The sequence below is a fragment of the Taylorella asinigenitalis ATCC 700933 genome (genome assembly GCF_000687755.1).
Classification (GTDB): domain Bacteria; phylum Pseudomonadota; class Gammaproteobacteria; order Burkholderiales; family Burkholderiaceae_B; genus Taylorella; species Taylorella asinigenitalis.
This window is the reverse complement of record NZ_JHXN01000011.1, coordinates 1-18,507: the sequence shown is the minus strand read 5'-3', so window position 1 is coordinate 18,507 and position 18,507 is coordinate 1. Positions and strand designations below refer to the sequence as shown.

The following is an 18,507-nucleotide window of genomic DNA, read 5'->3' as shown; positions in this document are numbered from 1 at the left end:
CTAAGTGGCCTCTAAGCGGCTTCCCATGTGCGGCACGCCCTAGCCCTAGCCCTCCCCCTCGCTTTTGATGCGAAGAGCCATATCGTATATCGGTTTTTTAGGGCTTGACATAAACTCATGCACCACAGCAACCGCATCCTTTACCGAAATTCCTTTCCCTAACATCAGTCGTAGCAGTTTCTCGCTTTCCGCCTCCCCCTCTCGGGTGGCAATGCCCACGCCCTCCACAATAATCACAAATTCGCCTTTCTGATTATTGCTATCCGCAGCAAGCCAATTCACTATCTCACGCACACTGCCTCTCACAACAGTTTCGAATTTCTTCGTAAGCTCCTTACACACAGTAATCAACCTATCCTCACCGAGCAACTCCATCATATCTTTCATGGACTCTTCGATTCTATGAGGCGATTCAAACACCACCGCAGGGCGAATATTCTCAGTCAATTCCTGTTCTATGAATCCTTTGCGCTCACTGGCTTTTGATGGCAAAAATCCCAAGAAACTAAATCCACTCAAGGAAATATCTTTTGGCCTAACACCAGAGGCCATAACAGCAGTTATTACGGCCGACGCCCCAGGTATAGGTACCACACGAAATCCTCGTCCGAGCATAGCCTCTATCAATACACTTCCTGGGTCAGATACCGCAGGCGTTCCAGCATCAGATATCATCGCAACCCTAAGCCCCTCCGATAGATAGGATGCAACCAAATCTATGGATTCCGTCTCATTAAATTTATGAAGAGCCATCAATTTCTTAGGCTCAATATGTAGCTGCGACAGAAGTTGCTTAGAAGTACGAGTATCTTCACATGCAATCACATCGCATAATTGCAGAGTATAAATAGCACGATAAGAAATATCGGCCAGATTCCCTATAGGCGTAGAAACCACATACAGAGTCGCTTCTGGCCAATCTTGATGTTTTAAATTATCGAGCAAATGGGGTGGACAAAATTGTCCTTCAGGCTTGGACATGAGAGGTCAAAATTAGAAAATATAAATTTAACCATTATTCTCGCACAAAATGACATACACACAAACGCTTCCGAAATTACTACTAAATTCTCCGAACCAACGCACAGGACATCAATACGAAAAAAAAGCACGCAGCTTTCTTGAATCTCATGGCCTCAAATTTTTGGATCAAAATCTTAGATGCAAAGTTGGAGAAATAGATTTGCTTATGACTGATGGCTTTGAGCTTGTTTTTGTTGAGGTGCGATATAGAAAGCAAGCCAATTTTGGCAATGGCCTCGAGTCCATCTCATTTCGCAAGCTCAAAAGATTTAGGATGACGGCCACGTATTTATTGCCATCAATAAAAGCGAGTTATCCGCATGTAAAGAATTATCAGATGCGTTTTGATGTCGTTTATATTGACGGTGTGGCTGGGGCTGAGTCTATGGACTGGATTAAAAACATATTGCAATAAATTTAATACTCTATAATTTCTTATTAGCAAAATTTTTTGGCAAAATGAATAAATATGGATTTCCAAACACGCATTAAATCACACTTTGAGGAAAACGCTAAGGCTCATATCGATGCCTTGGAGGCACTCGGTGTGTCTATTGAGCGGTCTATTCAAACTTTATATGCTTGCCTAAAAGCAAATAAGAAAATCCTCGCCTGCGGAAACGGCGGTTCCGCTTCTGATGCACAGCATTTTGTAGCAGAATTGATTGGGCGATTTGAGCGAGAGAGGAATGCATTGCCAGCCATTGCACTAAATACGGACACATCGATTATGACGGCTGTATCAAACGACTACGGATACGATGATGTATTTGCAAGACAGGTGCGAGGGCTTGGGGTTGAGGGCGACGTTATCATTGCCATCAGTACAAGCGGAAATTCTAAAAACGTTATCGAGGCTATTCATGCGGCCCATGATGCGGGCATGAAGGTCATAGCACTGACAGGACGCGATGGTGGGGCTATGCGTGGGCTTTTACGCGAAGATGATATTGAGCTTTGCGTCCCAAGTAATCGAACGATGCGCATACAGGAAGTTCATATTCTTCTATTACATATTTTGTGTGATGGTATTGATGCCATCCTTTTCGGAGATAAGTCATGAGATTTTTCAAAACAGTACTTTTATCTACATTAGCTGCGAGTACATTTACAGCTTGCGTGCCATTGGCTGTTGGGACGGCTGCTGTTGTGACGGCTGTTGTTGTTAGCGACAGGCGAACGACTGGCATGCAGCTTACTGATAAAACAATCGATATTGCGGTGTCCAATGAGGCGAAAAAGGTCGTAAATCCTGACACTTCACGCATTAATGTTGCGGCGTTTAATCAGAGGGCTTTGATTACAGGCGAGGTTGCCTCAGCAGAAGAAAAAGCTAGAGTTACTGAGGCTGCTAAGTTATCAAAAGATGTTAAATATATTGTAAACGAGCTTGTTGTGGGACCTAAGTCATCTCTTAAATCGAGAACGAACGACTCCTGGATTACGTCTAAAGTTCGCACAGAGCTGACTTTAGCGGAAAACGTACCAAGCAGGCCCATTGCCATCACAACATCTCAGGGAGTTGTGTATTTGATGGGCGAAGTTACAGCGGATGAAGCGAATAAAGCCGCAAATGCAGCTTCTAGAGTTAAAGGCGTTAAGCGAGTTGTAAAAGTGTTCGATATTATCGATCCCGTAAACAAGACTATTGCACCGACATACAATCGAATTCAAAACAACTCATATAGCGGGCCTACTACTGTAGCACCCGCTCAACCAGCCCCTGTAAGCAAACCTGCTTCAGGCGTACAAACATTTCCAGTGAATTAGGAGAAAACTGCCTATGCAAAAAATGGTTTTACCTATTATTACCGCTATAGTTTTAATCGCTGCAGGATTTTATTTTTTGAATCGCAGTAGTTCAAATCCTTTGGAAGATTTGAAATATGAGCTTATTTCAGAAAAAAAACTCTCGCATGGGGACTTAAAGGGCAAAGTTACGCTTGTCGAATTCTGGGCAACCACTTGCACCACTTGCGTAGCTAATATGCCTGATGTCATTAAATACTACGAAAAATATAAGCCTCAGGGATTTGATATCATGGCTGTAGCTATGAAATATGATGATTTGGGTGCTATTAAGAATTTCGTAAATGAGTGGAAATTGCCTTTTAATGTTGCATACGATTTAGATGGCTCATTGGCTAAAACTTACGGTAATGTTAGATTCACTCCCGTTATGTTTTTACTTGATCGAAACGGAGAGATCGTAAAATCCTTCGTAGGAAAATATAATTCTGAGGATTTCCTCAAAACTTTAGAAAATACACTAAAACAGCAATCATAAAAAAGGGAGGTGTCATGTCCTCCCATTTTTTTATTTTTGTGAAATTATCTCTTCGATTTCAGAGAGACGCACAAAACCATTTCGACGCTCCCCGTTCGGAAATAAAATCACTGGAACACCCCTTACATCCACGCTTCTAGCTAAATCGAGAGTTTTAGGATTCGGCTCTTCGCAATTCGCTTTGCTATGAGGAGCAGGCTTTTGGCCCTTTTCAATCCATTCATGCCATGTCAATGCAGGATTCGATGAGCACATGATATCACGCACCTTAGTTACAGAATCCTTAGCTAATAGAGGCACTAAAAAAGTATAGATAGTGACATCATCCATTTGCTCAAGCTCCTTATATAGAGCCTTGCAATACCTGCAATTCGGATCCTCAAATGTCACAAGTTTTCTAGTACCCTTGCCTTTAACGCGCTTGACAGCCTCACCCACAGGCAATTTTGCAAACGCCTTCGCCGACTGTTCTTTCACGCGTTGTTGAGTAAGATTGTCGGTCGTTTTCGTATCAAATAAATGCCCAGCAAGAATGAACGAACTATCCGCATCTGTGTAGACAATAGTCTCATTTGTCAAAACCTCGTACAGGCCCGTATATGGAGTGGCATTCACTTCAAGCACCTTTACGCCAAAAGATTTTTCGATGTTAGATGTAATTGCATTAATTTTCTCTTGTGGCAATGCCCCCGCTTTCTCCACCTTTGATTTTTCCGAAGTCGCCTCAGCCTTCTCCGCTTTAGTTTGTTCAACAGGTGCTTTCTCCACGGCCCCCATAGGAGGCACCACAGCCGCATTTTGAGCCGCTACAACAGAAGCAAATGAAGACAAAGCAAGCACCGCAAATATAGAATTAAATTTTAATTTCACATGTACCTCTATAAAAAAATTATCGAGCGGATGGTTGACCCGCATCCTTAGGCCATAAGACCCACATAAATCCGTCTTGTTTCATACGACCAGCAAGCTGACCCGCTTCAGGTCCACTGCCCCAATAAAAATCCGCCCTTGCGATTCCCTTAATTGCCGCTCCAGTATCTTGAGCAAAAACCATACGTCGCAACGGCTCAGAGCTTGCAGGCATTGTAGTCGATAAATACACTGGTGACCCCAAAGGAACTACAGTTGGGTCTATGGCAATGGCCCTCTTTGCAATCAGTGGAATTCCATATGCACCTTTAGGACCGACTACAGCATCCACAATGGGCTCTTCTCTAAAAAACACGAGTGCTTGATTGCTATTTAACATCTCAGGCACGCGATTTGGATTTTGCTGAGCCCATGCCTTAATATTTTGCATAGATGCTTTGGCAATGGGCAACTCACCCCTATCTGCAAGCCATTTACCGATAGATGAGTATGGACGCCCATTATGGTCCGCATATGCCAATCTTAAGGCTGAACCATCTGGAAGCATAACCCTGCCTGATCCTTGTACTTGCAAGAAAAAGGCTTCCACTGGGTCATCTAAATATACAATAACCTTAGATTTTTCGCTCGAAGTTCTATTACTAAAATCACCTCTAGTATCATAAGGCACTAATCTAGTCCCCACAAGCTTACCGCGTACACGCTTACCAGCAAGTTCAGGATACACACGCCCTAAATCTACGGTAATCAAATCGGACGGTACAGAGTACATAGGCCATTGATAGACACCCCCTGCAGAGCGAGACCCACGCACAACCGGCTCATAATAGCCCGTGACCATGCCCTTAGATGTATTATTTGACTTAAACACAGCCCAAGGCTGCAGCTGCGATTGTATAAATTGCTTAGCAGTTTGTGCATCTACATCAAGACCCATAGCCGCAACCTTCGAACACACACCCACCCAATCACGCGGTGCCGCCCTAGCTGGCAATGACAACGACCCCGACACTGGTCTAATCAATCCACGACAATTGTTATACATCCCGAGCCATAAATCTTTCGCATCATCTTGAGCCCAACCTGGCAACTTAGACCAATCCGACTTAACATATTTTCCAACTAATTTTCGGGGCTTAGTATCTTTCAATGTGGCAATGTCAGGTACTCTCAACGGGGCTCTCATATCAAAAGCCTCACCCTTTGATACTTCTGAACCTGACCCACCTCCTTTAGGCCCTGCACATGCAGCCAACACCAAAACAATCCCTGATAATAGTAATTTTTTCATTATTTAACCGTGCCTAATCCGAGCCTAATTCGAGCTGCGAATGTATAATAATTGCAAAAAATAGGTGACCAAATATGTCAAATATTGAGTATAACACTCGAGAGGCGAGTCGCATTCGCATTGCCCCCAGTATTCTTTCAGCTGACTTCGCACGTCTTGGCCAGGAAATCGAACAAGTTATTGCAGCTGGTGCGGACTGGATTCATTTCGATGTGATGGATAATCATTTTGTTCCAAATTTGACTATAGGTCCTATGGTGTGCGAAGCGATTAAGCCTTACGCAGGGGACACTCCAATTGATGTACACCTTATGGTAGAGCCAGTTGATGCCATTGTTCCTATGTTCGCAAAAGCTGGGGCCAATATTATTACTTTTCATCCTGAGGCCTCGCATCATATTGACCGCACTTTAAGCTTAATCCGCGACCAAGGATGTTCTGCGGGTTTAGTATTCAATCCTGCCACTCCTTTAGAATATATGGACTATGTCATGGATAAGCTAGATGTAGTCTTACTTATGTCTGTAAATCCTGGATTTGGAGGGCAGTCATTTTTACCAAGTGCATATAAGAAAATTGCAGACACACGTAAACGGTTAGATGCTTACCGTGAAGAATCAGGGCGAGACATTTTTCTAGAAGTGGACGGAGGGGTTAAGCTCGATAATATCGCTCAGATTTATGCGGCTGGAGCTAATACTTTTGTTGCAGGCTCCGCAATTTTTGGGGCATCTAATTATAAGGATGTAATCTCTGAGATGCGTAGTAGAATTTCTGCGGACTCAAAACTAAGCACAATAACAAGCACAAGTTCCTAATCAGATTTAAAAAAAGCGAAGTACCCGTATGAGCGAACATAATCACATTCACGATACTTGCAGCCCTTGCAATCACAATCTTGCGACCGACACAGAGACTTGCGAATTCTGTCAGGCTTTAGGTGGCACATTTATCTATCGCGATTCAAAGCTTCGAGTTATCAATGCAAATGACTCCGATTTCCCGATGTATACACGCGTCATTTGGGAGGATCATTCTAAAGAGATGACGGACTTAAGCATTGCCGACCGTCATTATTTAATGGACCATATTTATTTAATTGAAGGCGTTCAACGCAACTTACTTAAAGCTGTTAAAGTGAATCTTGCTCAGTTCGGGAATGTAGTACCGCACCTGCATTGGCACGTGATACCGCGATTCTCATGGGACTTGCGTTATCCAAATAGCTTTTGGAGCGACAATATGCGTGAGCGCGATGATGCATATTTAGCGAAGCTGGCTGAACTTTATAAGATGGTGCCTGAGTATCATGCGGCTTTGCTTGATGCGTTTATAAAACATTCGATTGGGGATAAGGCTGTGGAGTGCGGCTGCAATTAGGCTTGGGTGAAGGTGTCCGTGGAGTGCGGCTTTAGGTTGCGGCTGTGGAGTGTGGCTGTGGGATGTATCCGCCATTAAGCTTTCTTGTTGTAAATCAGTAGCTTATAAATATAGATTAGATTGACAAGCATTGCCACATTTACTAAAATGATAGTTTTTCTAATTTTAGTTAGAGGTTAACCTTAAATGTATGCGGTCATAAAAACTGGAGGCAAACAATATCGTGTTGCTGAAGGCCAAAAAATAAAGGTAGAACAGATACCTGCAGACATCGGTGCTGAAATCTCGCTAGACCAAGTTTTATCGGTAGGTGAAGGCGACTCGCTTAAAGTGGGTGCTCCATTTGTTGATGGTGCTGTGGTTAAAGCTAAGGTTCTTTCGCACGGACGTCACGAAAAAGTTCGTATTTTCAAAATGCGTCGTCGTAAGCACTATCAAAAGCGCCAAGGACATCGTCAAAATTTTACTGAGATTCAAATCGAATCTATCGCTTAAGGAGAGTATCACATGGCACAGAAAAAAGGTGGCGGTTCCACCCGCAACGGTCGCGACTCCGAGTCGAAACGCCTAGGCGTAAAAGTGTACGGTGATCAAGCTATTAATGCTGGCTCTATTATCGTTCGTCAACGTGGTACTCGTGTACATGCAGGCGAAAATGTAGGCATGGGTAAAGATCACACTTTATACGCACTTAAAGATGGCGTAGTTAAGTTCTCTCATCGTGGAGCTCTTAATAAACATACAGTTTCAGTTGTTGAATCAACTAAGAACTAATTGTCATTAGTTTTAAAACTATGAAGAATTCCCCCGTTCGATTTGAACGGGGTTTTTTATGGTGTACTAAAAAAATCTTAGTTTCATTGGGTATGCTAGATTCTCACTCACTGTATAGATTCGTGTACGGCATGGTTAACGTATTTATTCACGCAATTGCATCTCTGTGTATTGTTTTATTTATGTAAGATGCACTTAGAATATATAAAGCTGTCTTGAAATATTAGAACGGATTTACAAAATTAAAACTCACAAAAAACTCCGCTCACATGAACGGAAGTTAATAGGATATGAGTCAAGTGATTATTTGCCCCACTTATCAGCCGCAATTACATAAGCTGTAATAAGTACAGCTACAATCCCAATCGTAAATAGTGTTATTGCTCCTGCCATTCTAGCCTCCTAAGAGTCAGTGAACACGTAAATAATAGCACAAACACCACTAGTAAAGCGATTAATTCTATTTTTGAAAGTTGAGTAAATCCAAACATATCCAATACAAAAGCAATTAGTGAAGGTACAGAAATTAAATCAAAAAAGTTTGCCAATCCATCCTTTTGATTTCTATCTAATTTATTAAAGAAGACCATGATTCTTTCAAATGCAAAAAAAGTAAATAAATATTAAATGCCCCATCCTATTTAAGCAATTAGTGCTGGACAAAAATATCCTAATCCCGTAGATACCAAAACTGTAACGCCAACATTTCAAACCCATTCCATGGCAATGAGTTTGAACAAAAAGATTATAAAAAAAGAAAGCCCCGCAAAACACGGGGACTCCCTCAAACAATTGCTGTTTTTTCAAATCAGTTTTACTAAGACTTCAAACAAGCAACTTTATGAACTCTATCGCCCACTAACTCAGGCTTAATTTGTGCCCAATTGTTATCGGCAATTGGGCATCGCGTTCTGAAAACACATCCAGATGGAGGATTGATTGGAGAAGGCAGATCGCCCTCCAAGATCGCCGTTAGACAATTTCGCATCTTTGCGAAGATGGAAGGTCCAAGTTTTAAAATCATCGCTATGTTCCCAGCTCTCAGCGACACCTGGTTTTAAATTACCTTTCACATCCGAAGTAACTAAGCCCTCGAATACTTGACGTGCAACGTTACCCTCAGGAACGCCTTCGATTTTTTGTGGGTCGAATGAAGCAGGATTCGTACCATTATTCCTGTTAAACTCCTGCTTAGCTGCTAGTTCAGTTCCCGCAGGTACATTTGCCGACTGAGCCAATCCTATAGTGGCAAAGCTTGCGATAGCAACATATAAAATAGTTTTCTTTATATACCTGTAATATCCTCCAAGGAAATTTCATAAACAATATTATTAATTAATATTAGGGCAATATATTAGGGTTAACCAAAGGCTGGGGGGTTGAGCGGTTACGAGAGGGTGGTATGTGCGTCTGAAGGTACTTAATAGTAGACTTTGGCATGTTGGGGTGAGGTTCCACGAATGGTAGGGTTGATGTGTTGATCAGCTTTGAAATGGCTAATTTGTGGGAGAGATGTACTTAGTATTGAGAAATAAATTTAAGATGAAAAAACCCCACTTAAGATGTGGGGTGCGGGATGTGGAGGAGCTGTTAAGTATTTATTATTTATTTTGTATATTGAATTCTTCGATTTTTTCTATTGCTGTATCAACGACCGTACTCTCTAATCCCTGATACAATTTTTTATTACCGATAATATAAAACTCCTCTTTAGCACGAGTAGCAGCTACATTCATAATATTAGGATGGTCTTTACCCATTGCCCATTTTGCAGCTTCTTTACTTTCTTCGTCTGCACCCAATACAAGAAATACTATAGGAGCTTCTTTGCCTTGAAATGTATGTACAGTGCCAATATTTGTTACTTTTCCATTTTTATCCCTTCTAACGAAGCCTTCAGAATCCAGTCTTTCAATAAGTCTCTGAGCTACATTTTTGAAAGGGGAAATAACAAAAAACTTTTTATTATCTTCTAAATATTTTAGCTTTTTAACCAAACATTCGCCTTGCTCCTCTACGTATTTATCATCTGCAGAACCTGTAACGTCGTACCACTCTGCTTTACCACGTATATCACCAGTTTTCCCTTGCACCATATTTCCATCATAGGATACTTGATTAGAGATTTCGAACATTGGAGATTTACATCTACGATGAACCCAAAGTGGTATGCCAATCCAGTTATCATCTTTCTTATTCTTATAAAAGCCATATTTACTAATTCTGTCAATCAATGTTTGAGTTGAAGAATTTTCAGAAAGATAAGTTTTAGGAATTTCAGGTTTAACTTCATTAAATTTCTCTCTTATCATCTCAAGTATCACAGGATCTAATGTGAGAACGGGTTTGATTTGAGCTGGATCACCCACAGCAAGAACTCTTTTGCTTCTAAATATTGCACCAACACTTGCCTGTGGAAGAGCTTGACCAGCTTCATCTATGAATAAATTACCTATAACCTCATTGTCTAGATTTTTGAACATAGTTGAAACACTTGCAAAAGTTGTACTTATCACAGGAATAGTTAAATTAATCCAATTCCACGCTTGAGTAATAACCGCATCGTTCATAAATTTAGATTTAGGTTTATATAGTTGTTCCTTCCAAATGCAGTGTGCCGCTTCTAGGTTATCCACATTTTCTAAAAGAAATTGCTTCCTAACTTTTAATGCACTTATAAATAAGTTTGACTGCATTTCTCTGAATTTAGCATCAAACCAGGGATTACTTAGATGCAATGATTCATAGCCATCAGTGAAATCAAGTATTGTTTTGTTTGCCTCAGAAGCTATTTTATGAACTTGCTTTAAGTAATTAAAGCGAGTCAATAGTTCTTGTTCTTGTTTCTTTAAAGGTTTGAGTTTTTTATTATGTTCACTTTTTAAATTGTTTAATTCTTTCCTTTCATTACTCCAAAAATCGTACCATTTTGGCTGAGGCAAGTTTTTTAACTTAAAAGCTTCGCGTTCTTTCGCTATATTTTCACGAACTTTCTCAAGCTCAGTTTTGCAAACTATAGCTTTATTAACTATACTGCCAGGGTTTTCTAACTTAATTCCTTCATTGTGAAATTGCTTTAATATATCTTTTGAAAAGAATTTTTGTTTTTTAAGATGTTCAAATTCCTTTTGTTTTTTTACTATGAATTCGTTGATTTCTTTGAGGTGATTTCTAAACTCTTCATAAACATTTGAGTTAGGATTTGGATTGTTTTTCAAATCTTTTATGACGCCATCAAGGGCACTTAAAATCTGATTGATATTAGCTTTTTTACCTCCTTCTTTTGAAAATAGTCCCCAGTTTTTACAGCCTTTTGAATTGATTTGTTCGCATCGATCATTATCTGAATTTTCTTTTGAGTTAGCTACGTCTTTAAAGTAATCTACCTGTAGAATTGCTTCTCTAAATTCATCAGCAATTGACTCAATTTTTGGAAGTTCATCAACAATGTTCTTAACAGCTCCATTGTTTGAACTGGCTACCACTATTCCTCTATCAGAAATTTGCTTTTGCAGTACACCTATAGACTTGGTATCAGAATACTTCGTGGTCTCTGTACCCTCTATTTTTTTATTACTCAAAGAACATATTTCCTTGGCTTGTTCAACCACTAAATGAGCAAAAATATCTTTTAACAAAGTGGTTTTGCCAGTGCCTGGAGGTCCATTTACGCTTCTAATTGTATTACTGTCATCATGAACAGATAAATTAACCGCAACCTGTTGCATTAAACTCAAAGCGTATTTAGGAGAAGATGGAAATCTAGAAATAGGATAATTTTTTGGTTGTAGTATTTTGAGAAAAGCCCTTATAGTTTTTTTATTGAAATCATCTGACTCAACTTTTGTTACTAAGTTAACTCTATGACGCAAACGTGCATCTAAATTATCAATTAGATAATTATCTAAATTTCTAGTACTAAGGACTTTCGCTTTTTGAAGATCCTTTATGAAGAAAGAATGCAAATTTGATTTTTCCCTTTCTAAGGATGAATATACTTTGAATCCACTATTAACTTTATCTACAAGAAAATTTTTAAAAAGATTTTTGATACCTTCATTAAAAACTTCTCTATAATTGACTATATTTTCATTTGGAAATAAGCTTGAAATAGACTGTTTAATATTATTTTCATAATCCTGAAAGTCTTTTATAGATGGAATTGCATTCTTATTTTTAATGAAAGAAGAAACAGTTACAAAAATCTCTTTTGTCATCAGTTTTAATTCTTTATCAAAATAAATTGCTATAGAAAATTTTCTATCAAATTTATAAGCTTCTTCACTTGGCACTAATTTAAGAATCTTGTTTAATTCTTCAAATTTTATGTAGTTCAAGTAAAGTGCAAGTAAATGCTCATCTCCTTTAGTGACATTAATTTTTTGCGTAAACAAATCAAAATAATCATAATCCTCTAATTTTGAGTGTGAGAAATCAAATTTAGAGTGTGATTCATATTCTTTAGGCTTTATCTCACCTTCGGATAATTGCTCAACCAATATCCAAGAATCCAAAATTTTATTTTTGTTTGACATCCCTATCCTCCAATTAAGTTCTAAAAATACTTACACCACAAAGACTTATATGTTTCAACATAATTTTGAAGATGTATCATGATTATTAATTTGTTTCAACTAATCACAAAAGATTTATGGAGTTTTCATGGTTAAGGGTGTTATATATGTAATGTCTACCGTTACAGGTGGAGTCGTAAAAATAGGTATATCAGATCAAAATAATTATAAGATGAATTAGTATGAGCTCTACCCACCAATACACATCAACTGGTAAAACGCCAAAGTTCACAAGGCTGTAAAAGTAGGAAAACAATGGGTGGTGAGGTTATTGTTATTTATTGAAAGCAAGTTAATTAGTTGCCTGTAAATTTTGGAGTAAATAGAATATAGATACTTTGTAATTCTATCTTCAAACATAAGACAGAATTGATCCAAATCATATCTCTAATTCTTAATTGGCATGGCCGTTTATCTGCTACCTTCTAATATAGATAAATATGCCACATTCTTCTCAGTTTCGTAATTTAGAAAAAGTTTGTTTATCTTAGAACTTAATTCTCTGATTATTTACTTTTGAGAAACATCTGTAGTTTATAGGACATTTTCAAAAAGATCATTAGCTAACTACATGGGGCCTGGAGTGGGCTATATCCAATAAACCCTCATATGTGCAATATTCTTAAATCGAAAGAGTGCAAGGTATAAACTTCGGTGAACCTAGATTAAAGTACTTATGAATTAAATACAACAAATTTAACTTTAATTTATAATTTACTTTACATTTTATGACATATCTCCTATCATATAAAAAAGTTCTTGTGGAGATGCAGCATGGAATCAAATTACTTAAGTTTTAAAGTATGGGGAAGAGAAGCTTTATTCACTGACCCACTTACTAAGTTAGGTGGCGAAAAATTTACATATCAAGTTCCAACTTATGAAGCTATAAAAGGTATAGTTAAAAGTATATATTGGAAACCAACTTTTATTTGGTATATTGACAAAATAAGAATTATTAATCCAATCAAAATGGCAAGTAAGTCAATGAAGCCTAGAAAGTGGAACGTTGACGAAAACAGCCTATCCTACTACACATATCTAACAAACGTTGAATATCAAGTTCTAGCACATTTCACATGGAATGAAAATTGGGTAGAACTCGAAAAAGATAGAAATACGGAGAAGCACTCATCCATTGCCAAAAGGATGTTGGAGAGAGGAGGCCGTCAAGATATTTTCTTAGGCTCAAGAGAATGCCAGGGCTATGTTGAACCTTGTGAATTTAATTCAGGGAATGGCTTTTATGATGATGCAGATTTAACTTTTGGGAATATGTTTCACAGTTACGGATATCCTGAAGAAACTGGGGAAAATAAATTAATAAACAGATTCTGGTCAGCTGAAATGAAAAAGGGAATTATTTCCTTTCCAGAAATTAATGACCCTAAATTAAAAGTCAATTTCATAAGAGAAATGAGACCTACTAAATGTTTTGGGGAAGAAAGCATAAACAATACTAATAATCTCTATTCAGAGATAGAGGAGTAAAAATGAGTTGGATTAGTTCTTTAGTAGAAGCATATGATTTTATTGATCAAGATATAAAATCCAATATAAACGAATCCAAGAAGATTGAACCATTAACACCCATTCTGCACAACAAACAGAAAGTTGATTTAATAGTAACAATTGATATAGACGGAAATTTCAAATCAGTAGAAACAATTTCTTCAGAAAGCAAAAATAAATCTTATTTAATTCCTGTAACACCCCAGTCCGATTCCAGAACTAGTGGCACCGAACCACACCCACTCGCTGATAATCTAGGCTATGTTGCTGGAGATCTAAAAGACTATTTTTCCACACCTAAAGAAGTAAATAAATTTGAAGAAAAGAATTCCAAATATTTAGAGTTAATAGGTCTGTGGAGCAAAACTGAAAGTTATAAAGTTCTCCAAGCTATTAACAAATATGTAAATAAAAAATCTCTAATTAAAGACCTGTTAAATAACAATGTACTCGCTATCTCAGATGAACAAAAATTAATTTATTCCTTAACTGATAAGGGTGATGTTGATAAATTATTTGTAGTGTGGTCAGTAATTGACTCTGCAGGCAACTCATATCAATCGTGGAGTGATGAAAATTTAATTTCCTCTTGGATCGACTTTTGTTCAACAAAACTTGACAAAAAATTCTGTTTTTATTATGGCGAAAACAAAACTTATTCTACAAGTTACTCTTGCAAAATTTCGAACGCAGGGGACAGAGAAAAAATAATTTCATCTAATGATTCAAAAGGCTTCACATACAGAGGAAGAGCAATAGAAGCTCACGAAGCAGCGACAATTTCAGTTGAAGCCTCTTATAAATTGCACGCTATGTTGAGATGGCTAAAAGAGAGGGGTCAATCTTTTACTTACGATAACATTGAAATAATTTCTTGGGCTAATTTAAATTTGAAACCTATAGTATTGCCAACTTTAGAAATTGAAGAACCTTCAAATCCTTTTGATGATGAAGAAACGAACAGTGAACCTGATTGGACTTCTTCTTATGGATTTCAAGCATCTAAAAAACTAAAAGAAAAACTTGCTGGTTTTAGTAATAACTTATCTGACAGCGATAAGATTTCAATAATCATCTTTAAATCTGCTTCTCCTGGTAGGAGATCAATACTCTACTTTCGAGAAATGCTTAAAGATGACTATTTGAGGAATATAAACAAATGGATTGAGGATTTGTCATGGACTTTTTCTATTAAGGGTGAAGCATATGAATTCAGCCCTTCACCATGGATTATAGTTAACGAACTATATGGAAACGAATCCACTACTTTAAAAACTTCCATTTTATCAAACTTAATCCCAATACAAATTAACAATTTACAAATTCCGTGGGACTTGGTTTCTAAAGCTTTTCATAATGCATGTAACCCATTGAAATATGACAATTTTAAACGCAGAAAAAACATATCCTTGGCTTGCTCAATTTTCAAAGGATACTCTATTCGAAACTTAAATAAGGAGGTTGAAATGTCACTTAACTTAACAAACAAATCAAGAGATTATCTATACGGTAGGCTCTTGGCCGTAGCACAGGCAGTAGAAGATTCAGTAATTAAAGATATTGAGCCTGGCTCTAAAAGAGATACATCTGCGGAGAGATATTTCCAAAGATTCTCAACTCGTCCCTATACAACTTGGAAGGTAATTTACGATTCGCTAAAAATATATTCAAAGAGATATAGATTTGGCAATCCAGACATAATAATTGGAGAAATTATGGAACTATTTGATGAAGATAGCTATAAAAATGACAAGGCACTTAGTCCTGAATTTTTATTAGGATACCATTGCCAGTTAAATGAAATATATAAAAGAAAGGGCTCTGACACTCATTCAGAAACCACTGATACAACAGAAGAATCAACTTTAAATTAATAGGAGAAAATAATGTCTTTAGATAATAAAATTGACTTTGCTTTAATCATAAAAGTAAAAAACGCTAATCCAAATGGAGATCCACTTAACGGTAATAGACCGAGAGTAAATTTTGATGGTCTCGGAGAAATTAGTGATGTATGCTTGAAGAGAAAAATTCGTAACAGAATCTTATCACTCAATGAAAACAAAGATGGATTCAAAATTTTTGTTCAGTCTGATGATAATAATGTGGATGGCATTACCACTCTAGAAAAAAGAGCAGAAGATGAAGAGCATGGATTAGGTAAAAAAGGATTTAATGATCGAAATACTGCATACGAGAACGCATGCAAAAAATGGTACGATGTCAGAGCTTTCGGTCAAGTTTTTGCTATAAAAAAGAAAGCAGGTGAATCAGAAGGTGTATCAATAGGAATAAGAGGCCCCGTAACAATTCAACCTGCTTTTTCAGTTGACCCAGTTAATATCACATCTACACAGATTACAAAAAGTGTTAGCGGATCTGGAGATGGAAAAAAGAAAAGCTCCGATACTATGGGTATGAAACATAGAATAGATGAAGCTGTTTATGTATCATTTGGCTCAATTTCACCTCAGCTAGCTGAAAAAACAGGCTTTTCTAATGATGATGCAGACATACTTAAAAATGCTATGTTATCTATGTTTGAGGGAGATGCTTCATCTGCGAGACCTGAGGGTAGCATGGAAATATTAAAGCTAATTTGGTGGAAACACGATTCCAAATTAGGTAAGCATTCATCAGCTAAAGTTCATCAATCTTTAGAAGTAAATTCAGATGGTTCATTTAACATTAATGATCTCAGTGAATTAAAACCTGAAATTTTAGATGGTAGATAAACCCTATTTTCAACTTTCAGCCCTTCAACATTATGCCTTTTGCAAAAGACAAGCGTACCTTATTTATGTTGAGGGGCTTTGGGCTGAAAACTATCTAACAGCCTCTGGTGAATTGATACATACAAAAGTTGATTCTGGAGTTTCAGATTCAAGAAACAACATAAAACAAGTTAGAAATATTCAAATCGTTTCTCATAAATACCAAATGTCAGGGCTTATAGATTTGATTGAATATTCAGATATGAATCATATTACCATCATTGAATATAAACGAGGAAAGCCTAAACCAAATGAAATGGACGAGGTTCAAGTTTGTGCTCAAGCTTTATGTTTAGAAGAAATGTTAGGTGTTGAACTCAGCTATGGTTACATTTGGTACGATCTAAATAAAGCTAGACATAAAGTTTGTTTCACAGATGAACTTAGAGATATGACCATTTCATTAATAAACGAAGTTAAAATTTTGTTTGATAATCCTAAAGCTCCAAATCCCATACTTTGCTCTAGTTGCAAATCTTGCTCTATATATGACACTTGTTTGCCAAATATAATAAGTTTAGATAAAACTAAAGAATATATTGATAACCTCTACGAAAGTTCTTATGAAGAAATTGACTAATTCAATTTATGTTACTTCTCAAGGTAGTTATTTACACAAAGAAAGGGATACAATCGTTTTGGAAGTTGATAAAAAAAAAGTTGCTCAAATTCCTATCCACTCAATTGGGCAAATTTTCTGCTTTGGCAATGTATTAATATCTCCTTTTCTAGTAGGTTTCTGTGGCGAAAAAAATGTTCTTTTGTGTTTATATACTGAACATGGAAGATTTCTAGGAAGATATGTTGGAAAACAAAATGGAAATGTACTACTTAGAAAAAATCAATATAGAATGGCAGATAACTGCCCTTTGCCGATTGCTAAAAATATAATTGCTGCGAAGATTCAATCCTCTAAGCGTGTTTTACAAAGATTCATAAGGAATCATTCGAATAATTCAGAAATAGAATCAACAATAGATTCTTTAACGTTTATTTTAAACAATATTAAAAATATAACTTCTAAACAATCACTGCTTGGCTTAGAAGGAGATGCAGCTTCAAGGTATTTCTCTGTCTTTGATACCTTAATACTTAAACCATCAAACTTTAGATTTAATGGAAGATTTAAAAGACCTCCGACTGATCCAGTGAATGCCCTTCTTTCATTTTTATATTCAGTTTTATCTAATGATATAACAAGTGCTTTACAAGGTGTAGGGCTTGATCCACAGGTTGGTTTTTTGCATTCAGATAGGTCAGGGAGAAGTAGTTTGAGTTTAGATATCCTAGAAGAGCTAAGAGCATGGTTGGTTGATAGACTTGTTCTTACAATGATAAATCTAAAGCAAATAGATGTAAATGGATTTGAGTTTGAGCTAAGCGGTGCAATTAGGATGAAAGATGATTTAAGAAAAAAAATCTTAAGTATTTATCAATCAAAAAAACAAGAATTAATAATACATCCTTATATCAACGAAAAAGTACCTATAGGGTTAATTCCACATATACAATCGCAATTGCTGGCTCGTCATATAAGAGGTGAATTACAGGAATATCCACCATTCCTAATGAGGTGAACATGTTAATACTAATTACTTATGATGTGGACATGAAAGACAGTTCAGGTGCTAAAAGATTGAAAAAAATATCGAATGCATGTCAAAACTTCGGAATAAGAGTTCAGTACTCGGTATTTGAATGTGATATAGATCCAGAAAAGTGGATAAAATTAAAGACTACATTGCTAGATTTATACGACCCTGAAAAAGACAGTTTGAGATTCTACAATTTGGGAAGCAAATGGCGGGGAAAGGTTGAACATCACGGTGCAAAACCTTCAATAGATATTTATAAGGACCCTTTAATTCTTTGACGCTAACCTCTAGTTAACATTGGATTAAGATAAGATTAGCGATACTTTTGTTCTTTAAAAATCAAAAAGTTTTTGAACTTTTGCTAAAATTCTAATTTGAATCCTTATTACTTTAATAGCTTAGCGATTATAAGCATTAAGAATAAGTA

The 18,507-nt window shown here is 37.1% G+C and carries 19 protein-coding genes and 1 pseudogene; 14 read left to right on the top strand and 6 right to left on the bottom strand.

The window, feature by feature from the left end; genetic code table 11:
* Window positions 1–45: 45 nt before the first annotated feature.
* Window positions 46–981 carry a 16S rRNA (cytidine(1402)-2'-O)-methyltransferase gene (gene rsmI, locus T432_RS0106430; protein ID WP_028884626.1) on the bottom strand — a complete coding sequence of 312 codons (936 nt, stop codon included), beginning with the start codon at window positions 979–981 and terminating at the stop codon, window positions 46–48.
* Between the two features lie 49 nt (window positions 982–1,030).
* On the opposite strand from rsmI, the gene T432_RS0106425 reads away from it, so the two are divergent.
* The 4 genes from T432_RS0106425 to T432_RS0106410 are packed head-to-tail and all read left to right on the top strand — an operon-like array spanning window position 1,031 to window position 3,310.
* A complete protein-coding gene (locus tag T432_RS0106425) occupies window positions 1,031–1,438 on the top strand; it encodes a YraN family protein (protein WP_028884625.1) in 408 nt (135 codons plus the stop codon).
* A gap of 54 nt (window positions 1,439–1,492) precedes the next feature.
* Window positions 1,493–2,086 (top strand): phosphoheptose isomerase, encoded by a 594-nt coding sequence (locus T432_RS0106420; RefSeq protein WP_028884624.1) that lies wholly within the window; start codon window positions 1,493–1,495, stop codon window positions 2,084–2,086.
* On the top strand, window positions 2,083–2,793 hold the full coding sequence (locus tag T432_RS0106415; RefSeq protein ID WP_028884623.1) for a BON domain-containing protein: 711 nt from the start codon (window positions 2,083–2,085) through the stop codon (window positions 2,791–2,793). Before T432_RS0106420 ends, T432_RS0106415 begins: the two co-directional genes overlap by 4 nt.
* Window positions 2,794–2,806: 13 nt before the next feature.
* Complete coding sequence (locus T432_RS0106410; RefSeq protein WP_028884622.1) at window positions 2,807–3,310, top strand: TlpA disulfide reductase family protein; 504 nt, start codon at window positions 2,807–2,809, stop codon at window positions 3,308–3,310.
* A 30-nt stretch (window positions 3,311–3,340) separates the two neighbouring features.
* On the opposite strand, the gene T432_RS0106405 is transcribed toward T432_RS0106410, so the two are convergent.
* Both T432_RS0106405 and mltA read right to left on the bottom strand, forming a co-directional pair.
* The gene (locus T432_RS0106405; RefSeq protein ID WP_028884621.1) at window positions 3,341–4,180 is read right to left on the bottom strand and encodes a DsbC family protein; all 840 of its coding nucleotides are present in this window, start codon (window positions 4,178–4,180) and stop codon (window positions 3,341–3,343) included.
* 19 nt (window positions 4,181–4,199) lie between these two features.
* The gene (gene mltA / locus T432_RS0106400; RefSeq protein WP_028884620.1) at window positions 4,200–5,471 is read right to left on the bottom strand and encodes a murein transglycosylase A; all 1,272 of its coding nucleotides are present in this window, start codon (window positions 5,469–5,471) and stop codon (window positions 4,200–4,202) included.
* 74 nt (window positions 5,472–5,545) lie between these two features.
* On the opposite strand from mltA, the gene rpe reads away from it, so the two are divergent.
* From rpe to rpmA, 4 genes are all read left to right on the top strand, one after another.
* Window positions 5,546–6,289, top strand: coding sequence for a ribulose-phosphate 3-epimerase (gene rpe / locus T432_RS0106395; RefSeq protein WP_028884619.1), 744 nt, complete (start codon window positions 5,546–5,548; stop codon window positions 6,287–6,289).
* Window positions 6,290–6,317: 28 nt separating this feature from the next.
* Window positions 6,318–6,851, top strand: coding sequence for an HIT family protein (locus tag T432_RS0106390; protein ID WP_028884618.1), 534 nt, complete (start codon window positions 6,318–6,320; stop codon window positions 6,849–6,851).
* A gap of 186 nt (window positions 6,852–7,037) precedes the next feature.
* Window positions 7,038–7,346 (top strand): 50S ribosomal protein L21, encoded by a 309-nt coding sequence (gene rplU, locus T432_RS0106385; protein ID WP_014110913.1) that lies wholly within the window; start codon window positions 7,038–7,040, stop codon window positions 7,344–7,346.
* Window positions 7,347–7,358: 12 nt separating this feature from the next.
* Window positions 7,359–7,625, top strand: coding sequence for a 50S ribosomal protein L27 (rpmA, locus tag T432_RS0106380; protein WP_013522010.1), 267 nt, complete (start codon window positions 7,359–7,361; stop codon window positions 7,623–7,625).
* 817 nt (window positions 7,626–8,442) lie between these two features.
* Here the strand turns inward: rpmA and T432_RS08320 are convergent.
* The 3 genes and pseudogenes from T432_RS08320 to T432_RS0106365 form a co-directional block, all read right to left on the bottom strand.
* Window positions 8,443–8,613, bottom strand: a complete 171-nt coding sequence (locus T432_RS08320; protein ID WP_439645526.1) for an oligopeptide/dipeptide ABC transporter ATP-binding protein — start codon at window positions 8,611–8,613, stop codon at window positions 8,443–8,445.
* A 22-nt stretch (window positions 8,614–8,635) separates the two neighbouring features.
* Window positions 8,636–8,698, bottom strand: a pseudogene (locus tag T432_RS08700) (hypothetical protein); the annotation flags it as partial.
* Between the two features lie 528 nt (window positions 8,699–9,226).
* Window positions 9,227–12,160 carry a DEAD/DEAH box helicase gene (locus T432_RS0106365; protein ID WP_028884616.1) on the bottom strand — a complete coding sequence of 978 codons (2,934 nt, stop codon included), beginning with the start codon at window positions 12,158–12,160 and terminating at the stop codon, window positions 9,227–9,229.
* An 813-nt stretch (window positions 12,161–12,973) separates the two neighbouring features.
* Here T432_RS0106365 and cas5c point away from each other — a divergent pair.
* The 6 genes from cas5c to cas2 are packed head-to-tail and all read left to right on the top strand — an operon-like array spanning window position 12,974 to window position 18,358.
* Window positions 12,974–13,690: a type I-C CRISPR-associated protein Cas5c gene (gene cas5c / locus T432_RS0106355; RefSeq protein WP_028884615.1), complete on the top strand. Its 717-nt coding sequence runs from the start codon at window positions 12,974–12,976 to the stop codon at window positions 13,688–13,690.
* 2 nt (window positions 13,691–13,692) lie between these two features.
* A complete protein-coding gene (gene cas8c / locus T432_RS0106350) occupies window positions 13,693–15,585 on the top strand; it encodes a type I-C CRISPR-associated protein Cas8c/Csd1 (RefSeq protein ID WP_028884614.1) in 1,893 nt (630 codons plus the stop codon).
* A gap of 12 nt (window positions 15,586–15,597) precedes the next feature.
* Complete coding sequence (cas7c, locus tag T432_RS0106345) at window positions 15,598–16,446, top strand: type I-C CRISPR-associated protein Cas7/Csd2 (protein ID WP_028884613.1); 849 nt, start codon at window positions 15,598–15,600, stop codon at window positions 16,444–16,446.
* On the top strand, window positions 16,436–17,065 hold the full coding sequence (gene cas4 / locus T432_RS0106340; RefSeq protein ID WP_028884612.1) for a CRISPR-associated protein Cas4: 630 nt from the start codon (window positions 16,436–16,438) through the stop codon (window positions 17,063–17,065). The genes cas7c and cas4 overlap by 11 nt, the downstream gene beginning before the upstream one ends.
* Window positions 17,049–18,062, top strand: a complete 1,014-nt coding sequence (cas1c, locus tag T432_RS0106335) for a type I-C CRISPR-associated endonuclease Cas1c (protein WP_028884611.1) — start codon at window positions 17,049–17,051, stop codon at window positions 18,060–18,062. Before cas4 ends, cas1c begins: the two co-directional genes overlap by 17 nt.
* 2 nt (window positions 18,063–18,064) lie before the next feature.
* The gene (cas2, locus tag T432_RS0106330) at window positions 18,065–18,358 is read left to right on the top strand and encodes a CRISPR-associated endonuclease Cas2 (protein ID WP_028884610.1); all 294 of its coding nucleotides are present in this window, start codon (window positions 18,065–18,067) and stop codon (window positions 18,356–18,358) included.
* The last annotated feature ends 149 nt before the right edge of the window (window positions 18,359–18,507 follow it).

Coding starts and splice junctions, on each gene's coding strand:
- T432_RS0106365 (WP_028884616.1), bottom strand. CDS start 12,160: ATGTCAAACAAAAATAAAATTTTGGATTCTTGGATATTGGTTGAGCAA.
- cas2 (WP_028884610.1), top strand. CDS start 18,065: ATGTTAATACTAATTACTTATGATGTGGACATGAAAGACAGTTCAGGT.
- rsmI (WP_028884626.1), bottom strand. CDS start 981: ATGTCCAAGCCTGAAGGACAATTTTGTCCACCCCATTTGCTCGATAAT.
- T432_RS0106415 (WP_028884623.1), top strand. CDS start 2,083: ATGAGATTTTTCAAAACAGTACTTTTATCTACATTAGCTGCGAGTACA.
- T432_RS08320 (WP_439645526.1), bottom strand. CDS start 8,613: ATGCGAAATTGTCTAACGGCGATCTTGGAGGGCGATCTGCCTTCTCCA.
- T432_RS0106420 (WP_028884624.1), top strand. CDS start 1,493: ATGGATTTCCAAACACGCATTAAATCACACTTTGAGGAAAACGCTAAG.
- mltA (WP_028884620.1), bottom strand. CDS start 5,471: ATGAAAAAATTACTATTATCAGGGATTGTTTTGGTGTTGGCTGCATGT.
- rpmA (WP_013522010.1), top strand. CDS start 7,359: ATGGCACAGAAAAAAGGTGGCGGTTCCACCCGCAACGGTCGCGACTCC.
- cas7c (WP_028884613.1), top strand. CDS start 15,598: ATGTCTTTAGATAATAAAATTGACTTTGCTTTAATCATAAAAGTAAAA.
- rpe (WP_028884619.1), top strand. CDS start 5,546: ATGTCAAATATTGAGTATAACACTCGAGAGGCGAGTCGCATTCGCATT.
- T432_RS0106425 (WP_028884625.1), top strand. CDS start 1,031: ATGACATACACACAAACGCTTCCGAAATTACTACTAAATTCTCCGAAC.
- cas8c (WP_028884614.1), top strand. CDS start 13,693: ATGAGTTGGATTAGTTCTTTAGTAGAAGCATATGATTTTATTGATCAA.
- T432_RS0106410 (WP_028884622.1), top strand. CDS start 2,807: ATGCAAAAAATGGTTTTACCTATTATTACCGCTATAGTTTTAATCGCT.
- cas4 (WP_028884612.1), top strand. CDS start 16,436: ATGGTAGATAAACCCTATTTTCAACTTTCAGCCCTTCAACATTATGCC.
- cas5c (WP_028884615.1), top strand. CDS start 12,974: ATGGAATCAAATTACTTAAGTTTTAAAGTATGGGGAAGAGAAGCTTTA.
- cas1c (WP_028884611.1), top strand. CDS start 17,049: ATGAAGAAATTGACTAATTCAATTTATGTTACTTCTCAAGGTAGTTAT.
- T432_RS0106390 (WP_028884618.1), top strand. CDS start 6,318: ATGAGCGAACATAATCACATTCACGATACTTGCAGCCCTTGCAATCAC.
- rplU (WP_014110913.1), top strand. CDS start 7,038: ATGTATGCGGTCATAAAAACTGGAGGCAAACAATATCGTGTTGCTGAA.